Here is a 21877-nt window from a genome sequence, read left to right on the forward strand (position 1 = left end):
AAACATTCAACGTGTGATTTTGGAGTGGTGATATGGATACTGTAAATAATTTTGAAACCAAAAATACCCGATTATTGGGAAGACTGGAGTACGGCTTTTTACTGTTGATCAGTGTTGCTGTGACACTTTATCACTGGCAGGAAGTTCGGATCATCCCGTTTATTCTCCTGTTTGCTTACATTGACTTAATAGGTTATCTGCCTGGTGCCATTGCCTATCGCAAATATAAGGGGAAAGTGCCTGAGGTCTATTACATCTTGTATAACTTTGCGCACAACTTCTTCACGGCAGGTCTGGTTGCCTTAGCTTGGTGCTACTTTGTTAAGCCAGAGTGGGCATTAATGGGTATTCTGATACATCTGTTTGGCGATCGCAGTCTGTTTGGTAACGGACTTAAATCCCGAATGCTGTCTTTTGAACCGGTGAAACACCCTATTTATAAAGAGTTCGAGCAACAGATTACAGACGCGAGAAAATTACCATCTCAGCCTATTGATCCAGTCAGACAGTTCATGATCACTGAAAAGTACGGTGATCATCCGTCATTATTCCTGGCTTTAAACAAGAACATATCAACCTTTTGCATAGATGGCGTTGTTGGCTATATCCCCTATGAGGACGACGGCAGTTGCTTGTTTATTTTAGCTGGTATTGTTGCTGCCAATGAAGATCAAGCGGCTTTACTGGACGGCTTCATTGAATTCGCGAAGACGCATAAAAGGGAAGTTGCGGGGGCTCAAATTCGTCAGGAACAGGCCGCACTATTTGAGCAAAAAGGGTTTCAGGTTAACCAGATGGGTTGCTCCTACACGCTAGGTTTAGAGTCGTTTTCTTTGGCTGGTAAGCAATTTATGAGCCTGAGAAATAAAATTAAAAGGGCGGCGAAGGCTGGCGTGACGGTCCACGAACTGGGGGCTGATATCTTTAAAGGCGAAAAGCAAAAAGAGATGTTGAGTGAGATTACTCGCTCTTGGCTTCAGGAAAAAGGCAACAAAAAGCTGCTGTCATTTATGGTCGGCGATCTGGAAGCCAATGACCTGGATAAAGAACGTATTTTTGTCGCAGTTAAAGATGACAAGATCATCGGTTATATCAGTTACGTGCCTAGTTTTGGCCAGTATCAGGGGTGGATGCATGATTTGACTCGTCGCCTTAATGATGCACCTCCGGGAACGATGGAGCTCATTAACGCTGAAGCGATTAATCGCTTCAAGTCTGAGGGCGAACGTTATCTTAATTTTGGCTTTACGCCATTCTTCGGTGTGAACGATGCACAAGATACCTTCCCTTCCAGAAGCCCGCTTCTGAAACGCACTATTGGCTTTTTAGAGCGCCATGGACAGAAAATTTACCCTGCATTGGATCAGGTGAATTATAAGAACAAGTGGAAGCCCATCGAACAAACGCCTGAGTATTTTGTGGTGCACGGGAAGTTTCGATTCAAACATTTGATTCGGCTGATGAGGTTGACCAATGCCTTATAAAACAAATCAAGATATCCGCAGCACTGGTAATCCTTGGGTCCCCTCTATTGATGCCTTTAAAGGCGGAAGTTTAAATGGGGACATCCAATGTGACTATTTGATCATTGGCGCGGGTTTTACGGGTCTGTCCATAGCGTACAACCTGCTTAAGCAGTTTGGACAAGAGAAAAAGGTCGTCCTGATAGATTCCCATACGCTTGGTTCTGGCGCCAGTGGACGTAATTCGGGCATGCTTGGTCCTGGCATTGGGGCGCCTTTTCACCAACTAGAAAAAAAGTTTGGCCCAGAGAAAGCGCGCGATATGTTCCAGCATACGCTAAATGCTGTTGATAGCAGTATCGCTTTGATAAAAAGGGAAGCTTTTGACTGCGACCTGATCGTTGGCAGCCAGTTTAAAGTATCGACAAATTCATCGAATGATCAGCAGTTGAGGCTTGAATCCGATGCCTTGCATCGAAATGGGTTTGAGTTAAATACCTATGATGAACATTCGGTGCAGGCGATTGTCAATGGGCCGCGCTATCGGTATGCCCTTGAATACAGCAATACTGCGACGATCAATCCGGTGAAGCTGTTACGCGCTTTGGCCGACAAAATTACTGCCCTGGGCGGTGAAGTTATCCTTAATTCAGCTTGCACGGAGCTGGAAGAAGGGCATGCATGGGTTGGCAATAAGCGTATAAATTTTGAACGTGCCGTTGTATCAACGAACGGATTCTCTCATTCTTTGGGTATTCAAAAAGGGCGTGTGATCCCTGTTTCTACTTCGTTGATGATGTCGTCGCCTTTGTCTGAACAACAACGTCAGCAACTAGCACTTAAAACTGAAAACGCGGTAATTGACAACAGGAAGATATTCAATTACTTCAGATTAACAGCGGATAATCGGTTAATTTTTGGTGGTGGAGCACCGTTTTATTCCACCTCCGGCATTATCTCCGAACAACGCCGTGGAAGTGATGGGCCAGGTTCTGTCTATCAAGAACTGTCTGCCGGATTAAATAAATACTTACCAGGTCTGAGTGGGCTGCATATTGAAAAAGTATGGACAGGTACAATCGGTGTCACTCTGGATAACTTCCCGGTGATCAGCTCATACCGTAAGAGTATCGACAGTGTGATTGGCTGGTGTGGCCATGGCCTGGCACTGTCACTCGCTTATGGTGCTGCATACGCACAGCAACAAAAAGAGTCGTCATCTCAGGCTGGTTTGTATTGGCACAGAAAAAAAGCACCTTATTTGTCACCTACTCCATTATTACCAATTGCCAGTAATTCGTACATTCGTTACCTGAATATCATGGATAACCTGCGTGGTGGGTAAGTCATGGGCAATAGAAAATAGTAGGTAGCAAAATGAATAGCACAAGTCAAAAAGCAAGCTTTATCCGATTTTATCGGCAGATCTGTGAGCACGTTAAACTGGTTAATGGGAGCAGTGGTTTCACCAGTCATTTAAACTCAATATTGTTTGTGGTGAGCATTTCATTTTTTTATTTTGTCGATATGCTGCGTACTCCTGGCCGCTTGCACCATCGAAAAAGTGTGGCTCAGCTGTATTTGTCCTGCAGAGAAAGCCTCCCATTCTACAATAATTTTCCTTTGTTGGTGACCCAGTCACCAGCAAGTAAAAAGTTTACCTATGAAGTATCAGAGCTGATCAACAAGCTGTTTCTGGCTATTGAGAAAGATACTGAGGTCTCAGAAGAGTTCAGAAGGTGCAGGATCCCGGGTCGAATATGTGATCGGTTATATGTGCCCAAAGAAAACGACTATTTTGCTCTGCTACACCAGAGCTCTGTTTTCCAAGTGCCCTTAGCATATGCTGAGGACCCAGGCCGTTTAGTAATAATGCTTAATGATCTGCTCGCTGAAGGTAATGTCACGAAGAAAGAAAGGGCCGCTATCACACTATCTGAGTGTGCTTCTTACAAGCGGCGGGATTGGGCTGTGTGGTCGAAAAATGTGGACAAGCACCCATCCTTAAAGCGTACCTTAGACATCTTAAGAGATAGTCGTTTCGTCGTGTGCTTAGACAACGCGCCTGACAGGGAAGTTGACTGCCCAAGCAGATTTGACCATTTAGACAATCGGTTTTGTGATAAGTCTGTTCAGCTGTGCGTTAACTTTTATCACCAAAGTATTATGCTTTTGTGTGAGCACGCCAGTGTAGATGGAATGAAAGCAAACCAGCTGTTTGAGAGAGTTTCTCAGTATTCCGTAACTGATTTATCGGATAGCCTGGATAAAAGGCTACCAGAGCCAGTTCGTTACGATAATGACGCCAGTGACTTATTTCTTGGCAAGAACTCAGCCGATAAAATAAAGCATTATTTGACAGCGCTTATATCTACGTCACAAAACGCGTCATTTTATATTAAAGATATTGATTTTAGTTGTGCTCGTGATAATGGCATATCAGCAGATATGCTGATACAGCTTTGCGTATATGAAACATTCAGAGAAAGTGCCGGGCACCCACCCACTGTCTTTGAGCCGATCTCTTTGTCGCATATGACAAGTCGTAATTTAGATTTTATAAATCCTGTGTCTGGCGCATTCACGCACTACAGCTCCGCTTCTTCTTCAGATAAAAAGTTCGCATTACTTCAGCAGGGCTCAGAAATACACAGAGCGAATATAAAGCGAAGTAAGCAGGGACTGGGGTTAATAGGTCATCTGTTAGGTATGACTTACTATTCTACGTTTGGAAACAACTTTAATACCCACTTAAAAGAACTTTTAAGAAAAATCGTTTTTACTTTCTTGCCAGCAATGAAGTTTATATATCACCGGGACATGATGGTTTCAAATGGTACAGCTAACTCGCCTGTTAAGGGGTTTGGTACTATTTGTCATTTGCCAAATATGATAGGGGTTGGGTATCGAGTCGATCACGACAGTATTTATTTAGAAGTACTCTATAGTCAGCAAAAGTTACTGCCTATTTCAGCCACCCAATTTATTCAAATCACAGAAGAGAAGATCCGAGAGATCTTAAAATTAATTCGTACGAAAGGAAGTGATTAAAAGTGATGAAGAAAAACAATAAATATGCCGTTATTACTGGAGCATCTTCTGGGATTGGCTATGCCTTGAGCTGTCAGGTTGCGATGCGTGGATATAACGTGATCTTGATAGCACGAGACACTGATAGGCTCGAAACAGTCAGTAATGAACTGGTCGCCAACTATGGCGTAGGCGTTATTACGCTGGCATATGATTTAACGTGCCAATCCTCAATAGAGCAGCTTAAGCAAGCTTTGGAGCCTTACATCGACGAGGTGGAAGTGTTTATCAACAATGCAGGAGTTGGGCTGAGTGGGGAGTTTGTGGGCAATTCCTTGTCAGAGCAATACAGGCTGCTGGATATTAATATCAAGGCGACAGTCACACTCAGCCACTTTATCGCGAAACATTTTATTGCCAAAAAACGTGGCTACATCATGAATGTAGCATCGCTGGCAGCTTTTCAACCTGGGCCCTACTACAGCAGTTACTACGCAACAAAGTCCTACATATTGCATTTTACCGAAGGTCTGGCCGTTGAGCTTAAAAAGCACAATGTTATTTGCAGCGCCTTGTGTCCAGGAACCACGGACACACCGTTTCATCATCGCGCTGGCTCGACGGATACAGGATTAGCGAAAGGGTTATTTGGCATCGTGATGAGTGCCAATGAGGTTGCTGCAGCAGGCGTAAAAGGGCTATTCAAAAAACGTGTTGTCGTGGTTCCAGGGATCGTTAACAAGATAGCCATGTTCTCTATTCGCTTGGCTCCTAGGTGGTTAGCTCGTCAAATAACCGCACAGATTAATCAGTAATTTTACGCAGGGAAAGTACCATGTTTTCGCTTTTTAAAAAGAAACCACCTATATACGGCGAAGTAAAAGGTCAGTCGTTTAAGCTGCACAGAAAACGTACCATTTTGGACAGCATTCTTGATGAAGGCATTGAAGTCCCATATTCATGTCAGGTTGGATCTTGTCAAAAGTGCCTTGCCAAAGTCACGGACGGTAAGTGTAGTTCGTTGGTAGACCTGGAGGCTTATCTCTCTCCAGAATTGCAAAGCAAGGGCTATATCCTTTCTTGCCAGGCGGTCCCAGAAAGTGACCTTAAATTGAGCTTTGTGAACGAAGTGGAGCAGGATGCGCAATTTGAATCCGCTTTGATTGAGACGGTTGAAACTCTGAGTGACAGTGTTTCTCGGATCACATTGAAGACAGCATTAGAAGCGCAAGTCGGACAGAGCCTGATGGTGAATATTCCCGCGCTTGGGCAAGGTCGTTATTATTCTGTGGCTGGCGTAGATGAAGGCCGAATTAGCATTGATGTTGCCGTTAAAGAGCAGGGTATTTGCTCCCCTTGGTTGACGGATGCAAACAATGTAAACCAAACCGTTGAGCTGGGGCAGCCTGAAGGCAAGTTTGGGCATTCGTTTCCCGAGACCAATCGTTGCGTCGCTATTGCCGGAGGATCGGCTTTAGGGGTGGTATTAGGTATCGCAGAAAAATGGATGAAATCCGGGAAGATTTCTAATGTTCATCTCATTCATGCGGTGCGTTATAAAGCCCACTCCTACGATCTTAGCCGTTTAAACCACCTTAAAGACACTTACCCTGGATTTGATTTTCAGATTGCGTTGTCGCGTGAAAATTATGAACAGGGCGGGTTTGTACCAGTTCGAGCACCAGAACTTTTGCAGAACATGTTTAGCTTAGAAACGGCAGAAAAGCTGACTGGTACTGAGCACTTTCTAATGTGCGGCTCTGAGCCACTCATAAACTCATGTGTTGAGCTACTCAAAGGATATTTAGTCCGAGCCTCAAGCATAGAAGCTGAATCGTTTGGAAATAACACAATTGATATTAGGTAATAAAATGAAATATATACGATTTTCTATAGTGCCTTTACTCTACTTACCCTTGCTGATTATCGCTAATTTGTTAGGGGGTTGGTATCCGCTACTTAACTTTCTTTTCATTCTCGTCTGTTATTTAGTATTCGACAGAATTACAGACTCCATGCAAAACGATGAGCCGACCCGCTTTCCTTTCATTTTGAATGGGTTTATGTATTTGCATATTCTGTTGTCTTTCGTGGCCGTTGCCTCGGTTTGCGTTACCGCCAGTGACTATCATGGCTTGGTATTAAGCAAAATAATGGAACTGACCGGCATCTCTCTTTCTGAGCTGGCAAATCCATCTCTTCTCAGTTCCATAGTTGCAGCCGTCGGAACCGGGTTTGTGATAAGCATTAATATGGTGGTTGGCCATGAACTAACACATCGTACGCTGAGTAAATTGGATATGTTTATGGGGCATGTGTCCCTGGCAATCGTTGGGGACAGCCAGTTTGCTATTTCGCATGTTCACTGCCATCACAAGAATATTGGTACAGAAGAAGATGCCGCAACAGCGCGTCGTGGTGAAAACTTATACCGCTTTATTTTGCGCTCCGCGCTCGGACAGCACCGAGAAGCCTGGCAGTTTGAAAAAGTTCGGTTAGAAAGATCATCCCGCTCAGCGTTCAGTTTTGGTAACAAGCTCCTGCCTTGGTATTTCGTAACGCTGGCAATCGCTGCCTGTACATTTGTCCTTGCTGGTTGGATGGGAGTGATGCTGTATCTGATCATCATGCTTGTGTCTAAGGCCAATTACGAAAGTACCAATTACATCCAGCATTATGGACTGGTGCGTATCCCTCAGACCAAAGTGAGACCTGAGCATAGCTGGGATTGTATTGCCTCATACTCTTCTTCGGCATTGTTGAATTTGACTCGACATTCCGATCACCATGCCAATCCGAACAAAGAATATTGGCTGTTGGGATCAACAAACGAAAATATGATGATTGAGCATGGATATGTTGTCCAGATGATGAAGGCGCTCGTCCCGGGTTATTGGTTCCGAATGATGGAAGACAAACTGATTTACTGGGAGGAGAACTATGCCACGGATGCTGAGCGAAAAGTAATGGCTACCCAAAGACAGAACTGGAGAAAGCAAGATGTTTAAGCACAGCAGAAGAGACATATTTCTGGTCATATTGAGTATGCTGCATGTCGCTTGCTGGGTTTTGCCTGTACTCTATTTTGAGCAACTATCGATGATGAATTTATGCATGTTCGCGTTGGCGAATATCATGCTGATGTGTACAAACTATCAATGTATTGCTCATAACTTTATTCATAATACATTCTTTAAATCTGATTATCTGAATGGGTGGTTTTCGGTTTTAAATACCCTTGGCTTAATCATGCCTCAATCATTTTATAAGTCGCATCACATAAATCACCACGTTCATAACAATGACAAGTGGAAAAATGGTGAGCCGCCTAAAGATAAGTCATCTTTATACTATTACGGCAAAAATGGTAAAGAAGAAGGAATGCTTCGGTATACACTTTTAAGCTACTTCAGATTATCAATCGCGTTTTTATATAAAGATTCGAGTCAGCGCAACGGGAGCCTTGTTCTGATTGAAATCGTGGTGTTAGCATTGTTCATCACCTGTCTTACGATCATTAACCCATGGGCTGTATTGGTTTTTGTTTTACCAGTTCATTATATCGGCACCTCAATGGCGTCATTAGAAAATTATGCCGAGCATCATGGATGCAGCCCTGATAACAAATTGAGTAACTCAGTCAGTTGCTACACCTCCGTATATAACCTCCTTTGGTTTAATAATGGGTATCACCAGGAGCACCATTATGAACCAGAGATCCATTGGACCAAACTACCTCAGGCAAGAGAACGAATGCTTGCTGAAACAGAACGAAAAGTCGTAAAAGGCTGTCATCTAGCAGGACTATTTAGTAAGGATAATTCATGAAAAGCGAAATTGAAAATCTACCTTTTTATCGGGTTTTATGTGAAGCCATTGAAAATGTACAGGCAGAGTCATTAAGTGTATTCACGTCTTTAGAAAGTGAAGACGATCTTCATAATATGAGTATTCAACGGCTCGGATTAGATTCAGTACAAATATTTGAATTGGTTGGCAACATTGAAGATATTTTTTCCATCACTCTGTCGGATACCCAGGTATTTGAGTGCAAAACTCTGGGAGAGTTAAGGTCACTGTGTGAAGAAAATGGGGTTTGCTAAAAACACACAGTATCAACACTGAGTGCTTTTCATTGGGTCAATTTATTTAAAGGGTCGTATTACAATGACGCAAAATACTGATGATTTTTATCATGTTCCTCATTCTGAAATTGGGTTGACGGCCAATTCAGTTGCCGAAATATGTCAGTGGCGAGGGTGAAATCAGCCAGACATGGTTGCTTACCGGTTTTTACACAATGGGCTGGATGAGTATGAAGAGCTAACTTACGCTGAGTTGCTGCTACGAATGCGAGTGATTTCAGCAAGCTTTTCGCCGGTTTCTGAGGGGCAAGAGGCTGATCGTGCGCTGCTTGTATTTCCGTCAGGTTTGGATTACATCACCAGCTTTTATGCCTGTCTATACGGCGGTGTGACGGCTGTTCCAGCGTATCCGATGTTATCTCACTCGGACAGTATCAGGCTACGCGTAATAATCAACGACTGTAAGCCTCGTTATATATTGACAAACTCTGCGCTTAAAGATCGTTTGCTCAGTTGGCTTAAACAGGAAAACTTGTCACCGGACGTGTTTGGCATCATCGTGGTAGATGAACTGGGTATATATGCCGGGCAGAATCATTCTATCGACACGCAAAAAATTGCGTTTTTGCAATATACGTCTGGCTCAACCGGTAACCCCAAGGGGGTGATCGTGCCTAACCGCAACCTGGTGCATAACTCTGGGGTGATTTATAAAAAGTTTGGGCACACAGCTAACTCCGAGGTAGTGAGTTGGTTGCCGCCTTTTCATGATATGGGACTCGTTGGCGGAATTATACAACCTCTGTACGGGGGTTTTACCTCTAATATCATGTCGCCAATGACGTTTTTAAGGCGACCTATGCGTTGGTTACAAGCGATTTCACGTTACGGTGCGACATCCAGTGGCGGCCCCAACTTTAGCTATAAGCTTTGTTTAAAGCATCATAACGAAAAGCAAATGAAGGACGTTGATTTGTCCTCCTGGCAAGTGGCATTTAATGGTGCAGAGCCAATCCAATCTCAAACCCTTAAGGATTTTTCCGCAGTATTTTCGCGCTATGGATTTAAAAAGGAAACCATGTACCCCTGTTATGGGTTAGCGGAGGCCACATTGTTTATTTCCGGGTGTGACTCCGGGAGAGCATACAAAACAGTTAATGTGGATAAAGCTGCGCTACAGTCTCATAACGTCATGATCACTGAACCGGGTCATGATAGCCGGGAGCTGGTCAGTACCGGTGACGTGCTTGAAAACCAAGTGTTGATTGTTGACCCCTCCTCACAAAAAGTACTGGGTGAAAAGCAAATAGGCGAGATTTGGCTAGCCGGTGAGAGTATTGCCGATGGATATTGGAAAAAGCCCGTCGAAACCGAAGATATTTTTCAGGCGTACACCTCTGACGGCAGAGGACCATTTGCAAGAACCGGAGATTATGGGTTCTTTGATGGGAAAGAGCTATTTGTTACCGGACGCCTGAAGGAGCTTATCATTGTCAATGGAAAAAACTACTTCCCCTCTGATATTGAAAACACGGTTCAATCTGTATCGCCTGCATTGAGGGCCGATAGTGGCGCTGCCATTTCCATCGATCAGGACAGTGAACAACTTATCATAGTGCAGGAGATTGAAAGGTCCTGGCAAAGAAAAGTTGAGTTACAGGAGCTCAAAGAGCAGATAGTCGCACAGTGTTTTGAACAACATGCAATTCGCCCAGGTGAAGTTGTCATTGTGGAGCAATCCACCATACCGAAAACAACTAGTGGCAAGGTAAAGCGGTTGCAGGTGAGAAACAACTATCTGCAGGGCAGTTATATTTCACTCTAAGTGTGCTAAAGCCCCGAACAAACAGGTGTTTTTAGGGGCTATCTGAGTGGCCAGTATATTTTTATAAAGACGTATAGTGAGAATGTCTACGATGGAATACAGAGATAGAATTTCTTTGTCATACAAGCAATATGATGGACCTGAGTTCAAAGGCGGGTTGACTCTGAAATGCTTCCGTAACTTTGTCAGAGTGGCCGAGGTTATCTTGCCAACTTACACAAAGAAAATGATGGGTGACCTCATTTTTAAACCCAGAGTTAAAAAAAATGATCCTAAAGATAAGTTCTTAAAAACCGCTGATGTCACTGATACGTTTACTTTAAGGCCTGGGGTTGACTGTAAATACTATATATGGGGAGGTAAACAGCCTGACGTGATTCTGGTGCACGGGTGGGAATCGAAGTCATCTCATTTTTCGACATTGATCAAGCTTCTAGTGGAAAAAAATCACTGCGTGCTGGCATTTGATTCTGTCGCTCATGGTCAATCGGAAGGTAAGCAATCAGATCTATTAGACTTTGTCGGCTGCATTCAACAACTACATCAAAAGTTTAATAGCATAGGAAGCATAATCGGATATAGCTTCGGGGGCTTGCGGCTGTCAACGCAGTGAAGTCTGGCCTGCCAGTACAGCGAATAGGCATTATCAGTGCTCCGTCAAGTTTCTATGGCATATTTGAAAAGCTATCAGCCCAATTAAATCTATCTGAAGCAATGAAGCGCCACCTTTCTGAAGTTGTTCTGAATAGATACGGTATTTGTGATAGTAGTTGGGATACCTACAGTGGTTACGCAAATATTGAGCATATATCCATTCCGTTAGTAGCCATTCATGACAATCATGATACTTATGTGAAAAAAATTGAAAGTGAAGTGCTGGTCGATGCATGGCCTGAGGCTAGTCTGATAGAAACGAACAACCTGGGGCATCGTGGCATTATAAGATCTGCGGAATCTTTGGCTGTTTTTTATCACAAGCTATACGCCTAACTAGTTGGAATTTAAAGTGAAAGCGATTCTTATAGGTGCGACCGGATTAGTGGGAAAAAGCTTGCTTGAGCAACTGCTGGCAGACAGTTCTATTGAGCACGTTAAAGTTCTGGCGCGGCGGGCTACGGGGATCACCCACCCTCGTTTATCACAGAGTATTGTGAACTTTGATCAATTACCCGATGACAACATGTTTGAGGGTTATGATGTGCTTTTTTCTTGTTTAGGAACAACGGTTAAAATCGCAAAAACGCGCGCTGCTCAGTACAACGTCGATTTTCATATGCAATATAGAGTCGCTGAGCTGGCCTGCCAAAGCGGGGTTAAAAACTATGTTTTGTTGTCTTCTTATGGCGCCGATACTCAATCTGCTGTCTTTTATTCAAGGATGAAAGGTGAACTAGATACAGCAGTCAAAAAGCTCAAATTTGAAAAGATCAGCATTATCAGACCCTCTGTTCTAGGTGGAAGTCGGGAGTCACTGCGAATTGGTGAAACACTCCTGATAGGAGTACTCGGGATTTTATCATTAATACCCTGGATGAAAAAATATCGTCCAATAGATGGTCAGTGCGTTGCAAATGCCATGATCAACGCTGCACGGGCAAACCTGGATGGTTATCATATTTATGAATTGGAAGATGTTTTTATATTAGTAAGATAATATTTTATACATAAAGTAATAGGCTTTTATTTTGTTATTTATAAATCATCACTTCTTACCTTGTGTTAAGTGAGGTGGGAATTGATGTTAATTGTAAATTCAAGTGATTTTCAATTATTTTTTTGTGTTAATTTATCAGTGAAAATTCGTGAATTATACTATTTACAGCAATTTCCTTTTATGTAACCATAGGTGTATGAAATAAATAATAATACTCGGTACTTTAATGTTCAATAGGCTAAAAGTAAGAGTGTAATTGATAAAAAAGAAATGGACGTAAGTATGTTGGAAAACCAAGTGGTCTCTCAAGTTATTCTTTTTCTTTGCTCCGTGGCTATCGTTTATATCGTCAGCTACGCATATTTGAGTGGGATTCTCGCCTTCGCGCGAAAGGGCTTTAAATATGAAGTGTTAATAGTTCTTGGTATTCCTATTTTGTTGATTCCATTTATTGATTATGCTGATTTTTACACTCGCCGATTGATTGTGCTGGAGACAGTTTTTAATATATTTGTCTTGCTATTGTTGTTTTCACATAAAATCAACTTGGGTGAGAATGTTAAAAGGGGATTGAAGCTCCTGTTTGGTGGATGGTTCTTCTTACAGGTAGGCGGGTTCATCTATGCTCAATATACCAAAGAAGTTTACCTTTTGATGTTGAATTCTTTCATGCTCTTTGTAGGGATCCTTCTTTTTTTCAAAGACACTAAAGGGCTTAGCGCTAAGGTCACAGACTCATCAAGAGTTTTAATATTTGGAGTGAATGAACCAAAACTACTTCAAGTATTATACTTATTCTGGATATCAGGTGTTTTACTTGTTGAATACAATAGTTATCTCCCTAAGGTCATTGTGCCAATATTACACCTTTCTTCAGTTGTTTTGGCGATGAAATCAGGAGACTTTTTCCATACCAGAATCCTGACGGCAAGTCATTTGATGATCATTAATGCAAAGTTACTTTATTTATATGATATTAATTATCAAGGTTTTTACTTTGCCAGGCTCCCTGATTTCATATCTGTCCCACATGTTGTTTCATTCTTCACGTACTTCTCCTTAATTGGGTGTACTGTCACTTTTGCACTTTTGCTTTACTCCCGAACAAGGAAAAGTCAAATTGACCCTTCTATTTCAAACAGGGGCGCATTAGAACAGCCAGAATCAAACTGACATTTTTGAAAAGTGATTCTCTAATTAAGTATGTAGCTGGAGTTGGCGTGAGCCTATTTAAGATAAGCCAACTCCCTGGGTTTACTATAAAAAACCTATATAAATAAATTAGTGTAAGGCTTGTGGTCTATATTTATCTGGTTTTAATTTGTTAGTTTTTTTTCTCAATTTCTAGTTATAAATACGGTTGGTGCAATAAATTTTGGGGCGAGCTTCCAGGTCCTAGTGATTGTTTTATAAAAGCACTGTCGGATTTGAGAGTTTTCTCGGTTGATTGATTTTAGAAGTATTATAAATTGTACGTGGTTTACTTTTTGGGGGTTATCCCTGTGCGTAGAGAAAGCCAGGTGCTTATTATAAAAACGGGTGAGTGGTTTTTCACTTGAGATTATTTATTTCTAAGGGTTTATGTTTAAGGAACTTTCCAATGAATATTAAAAATAAAATGCTCTCCATGGCTATGCTTTTATCTTTGCCGATTGCTGGCATCTCGCATGCTGAAGCAAGTGATATGAAAAAAGTTGAAATTAAAGGGTACACAATCTCCGGAGCAGAATACCTCCCTATACTTGGTTATGAAGAGTTTGCCTTTCCGAACCATGTTCAATGGGGTTTTTATGGAGAGCTTAACACGTACGGTCACAATGTAGAGATCCCCGGTAACACGCTGGCGTGTGCTGAATCTTCATATGCTGCTTTATCTGAGTTTTTGGTAAGCCTTCCTCAGGAATTCGAAACGCTTAAAGATTTAGGTGCAACACGTCGAATCTATATGTGGGTAACGGATTACTCGGCGGCCACTCTGGACAGAGCGACTCGACCTAGTAGCTTTTGGCACGTAAACAGTGGTGGACCAATGGATTTCAGTAAAGGTTACTGGAAGTGGGAGGCCGTTGTTAAGCAAGACGGTACATGCTCAATACCGACAAAGGAACAAGCAATTCAGTTTGCACAAAGAATCATTGGTGCTTACAAGCAAAGTGAAAACTACTGTGATTTTGCAGACGGCACTAAATCTTCTGACAGCGAAATTGACAGTGTTATCTGTTTAGCGAATCAATGGACAGATATTTCCGCTGTTGGCACTACCTGGCAGGCTGACCGGGAGTATGTTGGTGGAGACGAAGTCGTGTACGAGGGTGTGCGTTACCGCGCGAAATGGTGGAACTTCAATCAGAATCCTAAGCAACACTCCACTCAAGGAGAGCCTTGGGAAAAGCTTCAATAAAATATGACCAAAAAGGGGCGTTACGAACGCCCCTTTAACACCAAACGTTCAGCACAAACCCAAGGCGTTTATTTGTAAATATTAATATTTGAAGTTGTGTGTCGTACAAAGATCTGGTTAAGGCCGGCTTAACCCCTGGCATCAATGGAGATGAGGAATAGTGTCAGATAATTCAACATTATTAATAGAGCCCGAAGCATTACCGAATACGATAGGTTTGTTAGGTCGGGCTAGTTGCAAGCGAACAATAGCTACAGGCGCTCCTTTACTACCAGTAACCGTATTAAAGTGCCAAGGGATGAGAGTTTCTGAACAGAAACTACGGCAATTTAATTCGGTGATCGGATGGAATAAAAGTGAGCAACTTCCGCCTACTTTTGTGCATATTATGGCGTTTCCGCTACAGATGTCTTTGGTATTGGAAGAGTCTTTTCCTTTCGCATTGATGGGGTTAGTGCATATAAAAAATACTATAAGTCAACTACGTCCGATCCATATTAATGAGAGTCTCGATATCAAATGTTACTCATCTGATTTGATCTCTCATAAAAGGGGGTGGCAATTTACCTTAAATACAGAAGCGTATGTTGGGGATGAACTCGTTTGGCGCTCTGCAAGCACAAATTTGCTCAGGCAGGAAGTTCAAACGATTGCCCGTGGCAATATGCCTGCATTGAGGAAGCCCATTGAGCCTAAAGGGGCGACAGAAAATTGGACATTAGCCAACAATCTGGGACGCAACTACGCCAAAGTATCAGGTGATTACAATCTGATCCATTTGTATCCGTTGACTGCAAAGTTATATGGTTTTCAAAGGCATATTATTCATGGCATGTGGAGTAAAGGCAGGGTTTTATCTGCTTTGTCTGATGTACTGCCGCCAGCTTTTGAGGCACATGTAAAGTTTAAAAACCCCATACTTTTGCCTGCTGAGATTATCTTTTCTCATCAGTCAGAACAAAACCAGGGAAAATTTAGCATGTATTCAAACAATTTGTTGCAACAACATTTGACGGGTCACTGGCTGTCACTTTGATACATTGCTGACAAGTGTTATCAGGTATCAGAGCGATAGTCAGGCTCCTGTCTTTGTTTTTTGCTTAATGCGTGTGTCTATTGTTCAAGATTGGTTTATGTCTGGAGCTTGCTGGTTTTGAGAGACTGTTGTTCAATGTTAGCCTATCAAGTTTTGCTTCCCTTATCTTCCCGGTGCATGGCGCTCTGTGGCATCTATCTGGATCGCTGCCAGACCCTACCTTTAGCCTTGTAGCGAGGCGATTAAGTGCTTCAGGTGACGCTGGACAATTTTGATTAAGTTTCCGTCAACTTTTTAGTTGCATTAACGAACGTTCGTGCTATTATCTAAAAAAAAGGAAACACCGAAATGACTTCAAGACTAAAACTATCTGCACGACTGCTGGTTATATTTTGGGCGATACCATTCACATTCTTTCCAATGCAGCTACTGGAAGGTTTGGGGCTGAATGCGGTGGGCTCTCCAATGTTTGTACGGCTGTTAGGTGCTGCTTACTTAACACTTAGCCTGGCGCTTTGGCTTTTTGAAGAAAAGCAGATACAGGTGAAAGAGGTTAGAATTATCAGTATATTATTCCATTTAGGGATGGGGTGGGGCATTATACACTCAGCTATTTTTCATCAATTACCCGTCAATCATAATGTAGCTTTTGTCGCGCTAATGTTAACAGCCATTGCCTGTTTATCGAGTGTACTAATAGACCTACTTAATTTTAATCACATCGAGGCATCAAATGAGAAAAGGCAAGCAAACCCGCCAACAAATTTTAGAAACTGCGCTTAATATTGCCACAGGCACCAGCTTAAACGATCTAACGATAGGCAGTTTAGCCGCGGCTACCGAGATGTCTAAGTCCGGATTGTTTGCCCACTTCAAATCCAAAGAGAATTTACAGCTCGCGGTGTTGGAGTATGCCCATAAGGTTTTTCGCGAACAGGTTATTGAGCCTCTCAATGATATTGAAGACCCCTTTGATCGATTACTTAAAACGGTTGAACTCTGGCAGAAGTGGTATGGCCAACAGGCCCAGTCCTGTATCTATATCAGTGCTACGAGTGAGTTTGATGATCAACCTGGGCCTGTACGAGACAAGTTGAAAAGAGATTTAACCTTGTTACTTTCTTTCCTTGAGAACCTGGTGAATCAAACAATAGAAAAAGGCGACTTTAAACAGGACACAGATGCCAAACATTTTGTATTTGAATTCTATTCCCTGTATCTGGGTTCTCAGCAATTGAAATGGGTTGATTTTGAAGACAGTGAACAAACGCACTTTTGGCGTGCTTTTGATAACCTCATTAACCGATATAAAAGTTAGCAATTCACTCTCGTAACTCAATGATTCTGGTTTAGTTTATTGAGAGTTGATAACGCGTCAGAAGCTAATGACGGAACGATTTGCCTGATAACAACTGGCCCCGGCAAAGATTACATTAAGCTGGATAGGGCGGGCAAACACAAATATGGGCAGCCTTTGCGTAATGGCGAGCAATATAAGCAGCAAACCTGCTAGTACCCCCATGACGCTGATGATTAATAACCAAGAAAAGCTTGTGTTTTAACTCAAGGCTAGCGCTCGTAGAAGCCTCACTCACGTTGTTAGTTGCGAAACGCGTATCAAGTTGTATTGTGTCTCTGAGCTTGTCTCGCAGGTACTTTGAAAACTGAGTAACATATCTGCCCGCTACTTTGTGACCTTTCGTTTGTTGTAATAAACTTAATAAATTTCCCTAATTACCTGCCACTTACTGTTTTTTGAACAGCTGTCTTCTATATTTATTAAGACAATACAGTCGTCTGGTTTGTTGGGGGGCACTTGAGCGAGCCGTTACCTTCTATGTCTCTTGTGAAGAGATTAACTCAGCTTAACTTGTCGGTGATGGCAAGCAGTATGCTATTGGTCTTTTCGCTAACCTCGATATTGCTGTGGTTTGTGGTCCGCGACCGTCAGGCGGAAACCGCAGAAATTAACCTCGCTCAGCTGGCGCATAACGTGGTGCCTATGCTGGTTTTTAATGACGCAGATACCGCTAGCAAAGAGCTTGAGTTGGTCGGGATCAATAAAGATGTGCTGTTTGTGTCTTTGCGTAATGCAAAAGGTAAAGTGTTTAGCGAGTATGCTAACCCCAGTTTTGTGCCATCTTCTTCTTTATATCAACAAGTTGGCACTGAATCTCAGCGCGAATATGAAGGTGTGCGAATGCGCTTATATTATCCGGTGACAATCAAAGGCAAGCTTGAGGGCGACCTGATCATGGTGCTCGACTTAACCGGCATGATGTATTGGTATTTACAGCTGGTTCTTATGTTGGCGTTGCTGATTGTCGCCTTATTCACGGGCTCTGTTTTTTTGTTGGCACGTGTGCAGCGTCAGGCTCTGATGCCCCTGATCACTTTGTCGGAGCTGGCCCAACGGGTATCCAATGAACACAACTTTCAGTTACGCGCCAATGTGATCCGGGACGATGAAATAGGCATTTTAACTCGTAGCTTCAATGAGTTACTCAAGCGGGTGGATATTTCTCAGGCTGAACTGAAACAGCAGCTAGAGCAAGAGCAAGCCCAGGGTCAGCAGCTTAAACAAATGGTACGTACTGACCCACTCACCAATTTACCTAACCGGGTTGCCCTGAATCAGTTACTCAAAGAAATAACCTGCGAGGGATGCAATCCCAGGCCGCTGAGCTGCTTGATGTTCATTGATCTGGATAACTTTAAGTTCGTCAACGATAATTATGGCCATGATGCTGGTGATGAAACTCTGATTGAGGTTGGAAATCGGATCGGCGCCATGATCCGTAGTGATGATCTGCTTTGTCGACTGGGTGGTGACGAGTTTGCGTTATTACTGCCCAGTATAGAATCGACAGAGAACGCTGAAAAACTGGCCGCGCGGATTGTCACCATTATTAACCGGCCCATTATGGTCAAAGATACTGTGATGCCAATTGGGATCAGTATAGGTCTTGCTTATACGCCGCTGGATGCTGATGCGCCCATGGATCTGCTCAATTGTGCCGACGATGCCATGTATGCAGCTAAACGCGCCGGGAAAAATAACTTCAAGGTATTCAGCAAACAGGCACCCGTATGAAGCAGCTGTATCTTATCGTCGGGTTCATTTGCGTGCTTTGCGCCACCGCACAAGCCCAAAACAACCCACTACCCAACCTGGAAGATTTATTGAGCCAGCAGCTCAACCAGTTACCTAGTAATACGCAAATTTCAGCGGGTTCCAGAATCGAGCGCTCCAGTAGTGACAGTATGGCCGTGACTCACGTGATCACCGATAAGGACATCAGGCAGTTCAATTTACAATCACTGGCAGACATTCTGGCCATGTTTGTAGGGATCACGACCCGGGATAACAGCTCGTTCATTTATCTAGGGGCAAGGGGGATAGGCCGGCCCGGGGATTTTAATTCGCGCTTTTTATTTTTACTAGATGGCACCAGGATGAACGAGAACCTTTTGGATGCCGGGCTTATTGGGTATGAAAATTTTGTCGATGTGGGGCTGATTGAGCGGGTGGAGTATAGCCCAGGTGCATCCGCTGCTTTGTATGGGAACAATGCGCTGCTCGGGGTAATTAACATAGTCACTAAGACCAGCAGCAAACTGCGTGGTCTGAACACCGCGTTCTCTGTGACCAACGATGAAACACAGCATGGCCGGATTACAGCCGGGTTTCGTTCAGAAGGCGGCGCGGATAGCTGGCTTTCTTTGAGCGGTTCCAGGCTGCGCTCTATCGACTTTCCTGTACCGGGCGCACCACCCGAACTGCTGGCCTGGCAACATTTGAACAAAGAAAGCAGCAGCAGGGCCATGTTCAGCCATCAAAGTGGCAGTTTTCAGTTTCAGGCTGCGGCTTCACGGCGTCAACACAGTTTCCCCGATGGCTTTAGTGTGCTGCGTTCTGGGGCACCAGAGATTGAGTCACCTGAACTTGAGACACTAGACAATGAGGCTTTTTTTGTCGCGCTGACTTTTGATGACACCATCTCGGATGACATAGAGGCGTATTTTCATATCTCTACCCATGGTAACGATCTGGTCCGTAACTTTCCGCTTATCTTACCTGATGGCGGGTTGGAGTTTGTCCGTCCAAGGAATTCGGGACGCTGGAGCAATGTGGATGGACAACTGGTGTTTCTGGGGGTGGAAAACCACGAATTTATGGTGGGAATAGACTTTCAGAGAGACCACCGGCAGGAATTTAGTTCCCGCTCCAGCCTGCCTACTCAGTTTAACTTTGAGAAAAAAAGTAACGAAAATCGCTATGGCGTATATGTTCAGGATATGTGGCGTATTACCCCAAAATTTAAATTTCAGTGGGCACTGAGATATGATAATTCTGACTTTAGTTCAGCCAGGTGGTCTCCCAGTTTCACAGCCAAATACAGTGTCACAGAAGGTCACCACCTGCTACTGCGTCACAGTCGGGCGTTCAGAGTTGCAAACTATCTTGAGCGTAATGCGAACAACGTTTTCAATGAGCCTAATCCGAACAATGAAACCATTGATTATAATGAAATCAGCTTGGTGCAGCGCTGGAGCAACTCGCTGTCGTCGTTTAGCACGCTGTACTACGCCAACATAGATAACCTCATCCATCAGGATTTTTTCTGGCCAATCTACTTTAATCCGCCGCCCATTCGCAGTCATGGTTTTGAGTTTGGTGCAGACAAGCGCTGGGCCAACGGCATGTCACTGATCGCCAGCACAGCCATTCAGCGCTCACAACTAAAAGGAGGGTTTGGTATCGCCAATTCACCGGAGTTGATCGGTAAGGTGCGTTTTAGCTTACCGCTTGGTCATTCAGGCTTTACATTGAGTGTGAATTCTTATGCCGTCAGCAAACGAAGAACTTTTGACAGCCATCTGCCGGGCTTTGCCAGCCATGATGTCAGTGTAAACTGGCAAAACGAGGAGGACTTATTCATTGCTCTGGGAATCAGGAATATTACCGACAAAGAAATTCTTGATATAACCGATGACGGGTTTGTACCTTATTTTCAGCGTCGTCGTCGGGTGCACTTGTCGGTTAACTGGAGCTGGAATAATGATTAAGCTGCTCGCTGCCGTATTTTTTTTATTGTTTTGGTTTGAGGGGAAGGCTCAGAACCTGAGTGAGAACGAGCTCAAAGCGGCGTTTTTATATCGATTTAGCCAGTTCAGTAAGTGGCCGCCGCCGCCGCCCGATAAACTGAGTTTTTGTGTGGTTGGTAACCCGGACCTGTTTAAGGCCATTAATTCTTTGCTGCACGAGCAGGAAGTGGACGATGACACCGAAGTCATCGAACTGCCCGACAGCGCGCATGTAGCGCAATGCGATATTTTGTTTTTAAGCCAGCAAAACCGCCAACAAACCCAGTATTGGCTGAAAGACCTGGCGCAGTCTCCGGTGTTGGTGGTTGCCGATACCAGTGAAGGGTTTCGTCAGGGGGCCATGATAGGCCTGATAGCCGATGCCAATAATCTCAGTTTTCGTGTCAATCTGACAGATGCAAAGCGGCGTGGCCTGAATTTCAGTGCACACTTACTAAAACTGGCCACTGAAGTACGGTGAAGCAGGTAAAGCGTGGCAAATAAAAATAGCAAAGGGTAAAGGACAATATGATGAGGTTGATGGGACTCGATCTGGCCTGGCATAGTGAAAAGAATCCATCCGCAGCGGCAATCGGGCAATTGGACCAGGGGATTTTGTCTTTGGAGGCTTTGGAGCCTGCATTGTTTGGGATCGAGGATGTGATGGCGTTCATCGCGAACGAACCTTCGCTGACAGGTATTGCGATCGATGCGCCGTTGATCATTGAAAATCAGACTGGTCAGCGGGAGTGTGAAAAACAGCTCAGCAGAGCGTATGGGTCGCGAAAGGCGTCTTGCCATACCTCAAACACCACCTTATATCCCGATGCGTCAAGTGTTGTACTCTCTATGGCATTGCAGGAGCTTGGGTTTGGGCATTTGGCTAATTCACAATGGCAAATTGAGTGTTATCCACACCCTGCGATGATCGAGTGTTTTGAGTTGCCCGAAAGGCTGCTTTATAAAAAAGGAGATGTGGCCACAAGAAAAGCCGGTCAGACAGCGCTGGCTAGTTTAATTGCACAGCTCGCTTCCTCTAAGGTTTTGGCACTTCAGGTACCAGAGCCGTTCTCTTATATCTTGTCTGAGGCCTATATTGAATCGTTGAATGGGCAAGCCCTCAAAAGTAATGAAGACGCACTGGACGCCATCTTTTGTTTGTATATAGCAGGGTTTTACCAGATAAATGCCGAGGGGGTGACCTATGGCTGCGACAAGCAAGGGTATATCTGGGTGCCGCAAATATCATGTATTTCGTGGTCGCCACCCAGCCTGAAAAAGTGTTTATAGCGAAG

General features: G+C 43.7%; 21 protein-coding genes. All 21 read left to right on the forward strand.

The annotated features are described in order from the left end of the window. Positions 1 to 32 precede the first annotated feature (32 nt). The 21 genes from AT705_RS23080 (at position 33) to AT705_RS23180 (ending at position 21872) form a co-directional block, all read left to right on the forward strand. Positions 33 to 1484, forward strand: a complete 1452-nt coding sequence (locus AT705_RS23080) for a bifunctional lysylphosphatidylglycerol flippase/synthetase MprF (RefSeq protein WP_058798666.1) — start codon at positions 33 to 35, stop codon at positions 1482 to 1484. Next, entirely contained in the window at positions 1474 to 2808 is a 1335-nt protein-coding gene (locus AT705_RS23085) for an NAD(P)/FAD-dependent oxidoreductase (protein ID WP_058798667.1), read from the forward strand. The genes AT705_RS23080 and AT705_RS23085 overlap by 11 nt, the downstream gene beginning before the upstream one ends. A gap of 182 nt (positions 2809 to 2990) precedes the next feature. Then, entirely contained in the window at positions 2991 to 4514 is a 1524-nt protein-coding gene (locus tag AT705_RS23090; protein ID WP_237113886.1) for a choline/carnitine O-acyltransferase, read from the forward strand. A 5-nt stretch (positions 4515 to 4519) separates the two neighbouring features. Beyond that, the gene (locus tag AT705_RS23095; protein WP_058798669.1) at positions 4520 to 5308 is read left to right on the forward strand and encodes an SDR family NAD(P)-dependent oxidoreductase; all 789 of its coding nucleotides are present in this window, start codon (positions 4520 to 4522) and stop codon (positions 5306 to 5308) included. Between the two features lie 20 nt (positions 5309 to 5328). Next, complete coding sequence (locus AT705_RS23100) at positions 5329 to 6360, forward strand: 2Fe-2S iron-sulfur cluster-binding protein (RefSeq protein ID WP_058798670.1); 1032 nt, start codon at positions 5329 to 5331, stop codon at positions 6358 to 6360. A 4-nt stretch (positions 6361 to 6364) separates the two neighbouring features. Further along, the gene (locus AT705_RS23105; RefSeq protein WP_082669126.1) at positions 6365 to 7501 is read left to right on the forward strand and encodes an alkane 1-monooxygenase; all 1137 of its coding nucleotides are present in this window, start codon (positions 6365 to 6367) and stop codon (positions 7499 to 7501) included. Next, positions 7494 to 8321, forward strand: coding sequence for a fatty acid desaturase family protein (locus tag AT705_RS23110; RefSeq protein ID WP_058798672.1), 828 nt, complete (start codon positions 7494 to 7496; stop codon positions 8319 to 8321). The genes AT705_RS23105 and AT705_RS23110 overlap by 8 nt, the downstream gene beginning before the upstream one ends. Next, the gene (locus tag AT705_RS23115) at positions 8318 to 8596 is read left to right on the forward strand and encodes an acyl carrier protein (protein ID WP_058798673.1); all 279 of its coding nucleotides are present in this window, start codon (positions 8318 to 8320) and stop codon (positions 8594 to 8596) included. Before AT705_RS23110 ends, AT705_RS23115 begins: the two co-directional genes overlap by 4 nt. Before the next feature lie 172 nt (positions 8597 to 8768). Further along, positions 8769 to 10403 (forward strand): fatty acyl-AMP ligase, encoded by a 1635-nt coding sequence (locus AT705_RS23120; protein WP_058798674.1) that lies wholly within the window; start codon positions 8769 to 8771, stop codon positions 10401 to 10403. A 91-nt stretch (positions 10404 to 10494) separates the two neighbouring features. Continuing rightward, complete coding sequence (locus AT705_RS25845) at positions 10495 to 11016, forward strand: alpha/beta hydrolase (RefSeq protein ID WP_058798675.1); 522 nt, start codon at positions 10495 to 10497, stop codon at positions 11014 to 11016. Further along, positions 11013 to 11393: a hypothetical protein gene (locus AT705_RS25850; RefSeq protein WP_058798676.1), complete on the forward strand. Its 381-nt coding sequence runs from the start codon at positions 11013 to 11015 to the stop codon at positions 11391 to 11393. Before AT705_RS25845 ends, AT705_RS25850 begins: the two co-directional genes overlap by 4 nt. A gap of 16 nt (positions 11394 to 11409) precedes the next feature. Next, on the forward strand, positions 11410 to 12057 hold the full coding sequence (locus AT705_RS23135) for an NAD(P)H-binding protein (RefSeq protein WP_058798677.1): 648 nt from the start codon (positions 11410 to 11412) through the stop codon (positions 12055 to 12057). Between the two features lie 282 nt (positions 12058 to 12339). Further along, complete coding sequence (locus AT705_RS23140; protein ID WP_058798678.1) at positions 12340 to 13230, forward strand: hypothetical protein; 891 nt, start codon at positions 12340 to 12342, stop codon at positions 13228 to 13230. Between the two features lie 427 nt (positions 13231 to 13657). Continuing rightward, positions 13658 to 14458 carry a carbohydrate-binding protein gene (locus tag AT705_RS23145; RefSeq protein WP_058798679.1) on the forward strand — a complete coding sequence of 267 codons (801 nt, stop codon included), beginning with the start codon at positions 13658 to 13660 and terminating at the stop codon, positions 14456 to 14458. 160 nt (positions 14459 to 14618) lie between these two features. Beyond that, positions 14619 to 15494 (forward strand): MaoC/PaaZ C-terminal domain-containing protein, encoded by an 876-nt coding sequence (locus AT705_RS23150; protein WP_157576963.1) that lies wholly within the window; start codon positions 14619 to 14621, stop codon positions 15492 to 15494. Positions 15495 to 15842: 348 nt separating this feature from the next. Further along, positions 15843 to 16277, forward strand: a complete 435-nt coding sequence (locus AT705_RS23155; RefSeq protein WP_058798681.1) for a hypothetical protein — start codon at positions 15843 to 15845, stop codon at positions 16275 to 16277. Further along, a complete protein-coding gene (locus AT705_RS23160) occupies positions 16228 to 16812 on the forward strand; it encodes a TetR/AcrR family transcriptional regulator (protein ID WP_058798682.1) in 585 nt (194 codons plus the stop codon). The genes AT705_RS23155 and AT705_RS23160 overlap by 50 nt, the downstream gene beginning before the upstream one ends. Positions 16813 to 17310: 498 nt before the next feature. Next, positions 17311 to 18588: a sensor domain-containing diguanylate cyclase gene (locus AT705_RS23165; protein ID WP_157576964.1), complete on the forward strand. Its 1278-nt coding sequence runs from the start codon at positions 17311 to 17313 to the stop codon at positions 18586 to 18588. Continuing rightward, entirely contained in the window at positions 18585 to 20564 is a 1980-nt protein-coding gene (locus AT705_RS23170; protein WP_058798684.1) for a TonB-dependent receptor plug domain-containing protein, read from the forward strand. Before AT705_RS23165 ends, AT705_RS23170 begins: the two co-directional genes overlap by 4 nt. After that, positions 20557 to 21063, forward strand: a complete 507-nt coding sequence (locus AT705_RS23175; RefSeq protein ID WP_058798685.1) for a YfiR family protein — start codon at positions 20557 to 20559, stop codon at positions 21061 to 21063. Before AT705_RS23170 ends, AT705_RS23175 begins: the two co-directional genes overlap by 8 nt. 47 nt (positions 21064 to 21110) lie before the next feature. Further along, a complete protein-coding gene (locus AT705_RS23180; protein WP_237113850.1) occupies positions 21111 to 21872 on the forward strand; it encodes a DUF429 domain-containing protein in 762 nt (253 codons plus the stop codon). Positions 21873 to 21877: the final 5 nt, after the last annotated feature.

The sequence above is a fragment of the Pseudoalteromonas rubra genome (assembly GCF_001482385.1).
Classification (GTDB): Bacteria; Pseudomonadota; Gammaproteobacteria; order Enterobacterales; family Alteromonadaceae; genus Pseudoalteromonas; species Pseudoalteromonas ardens.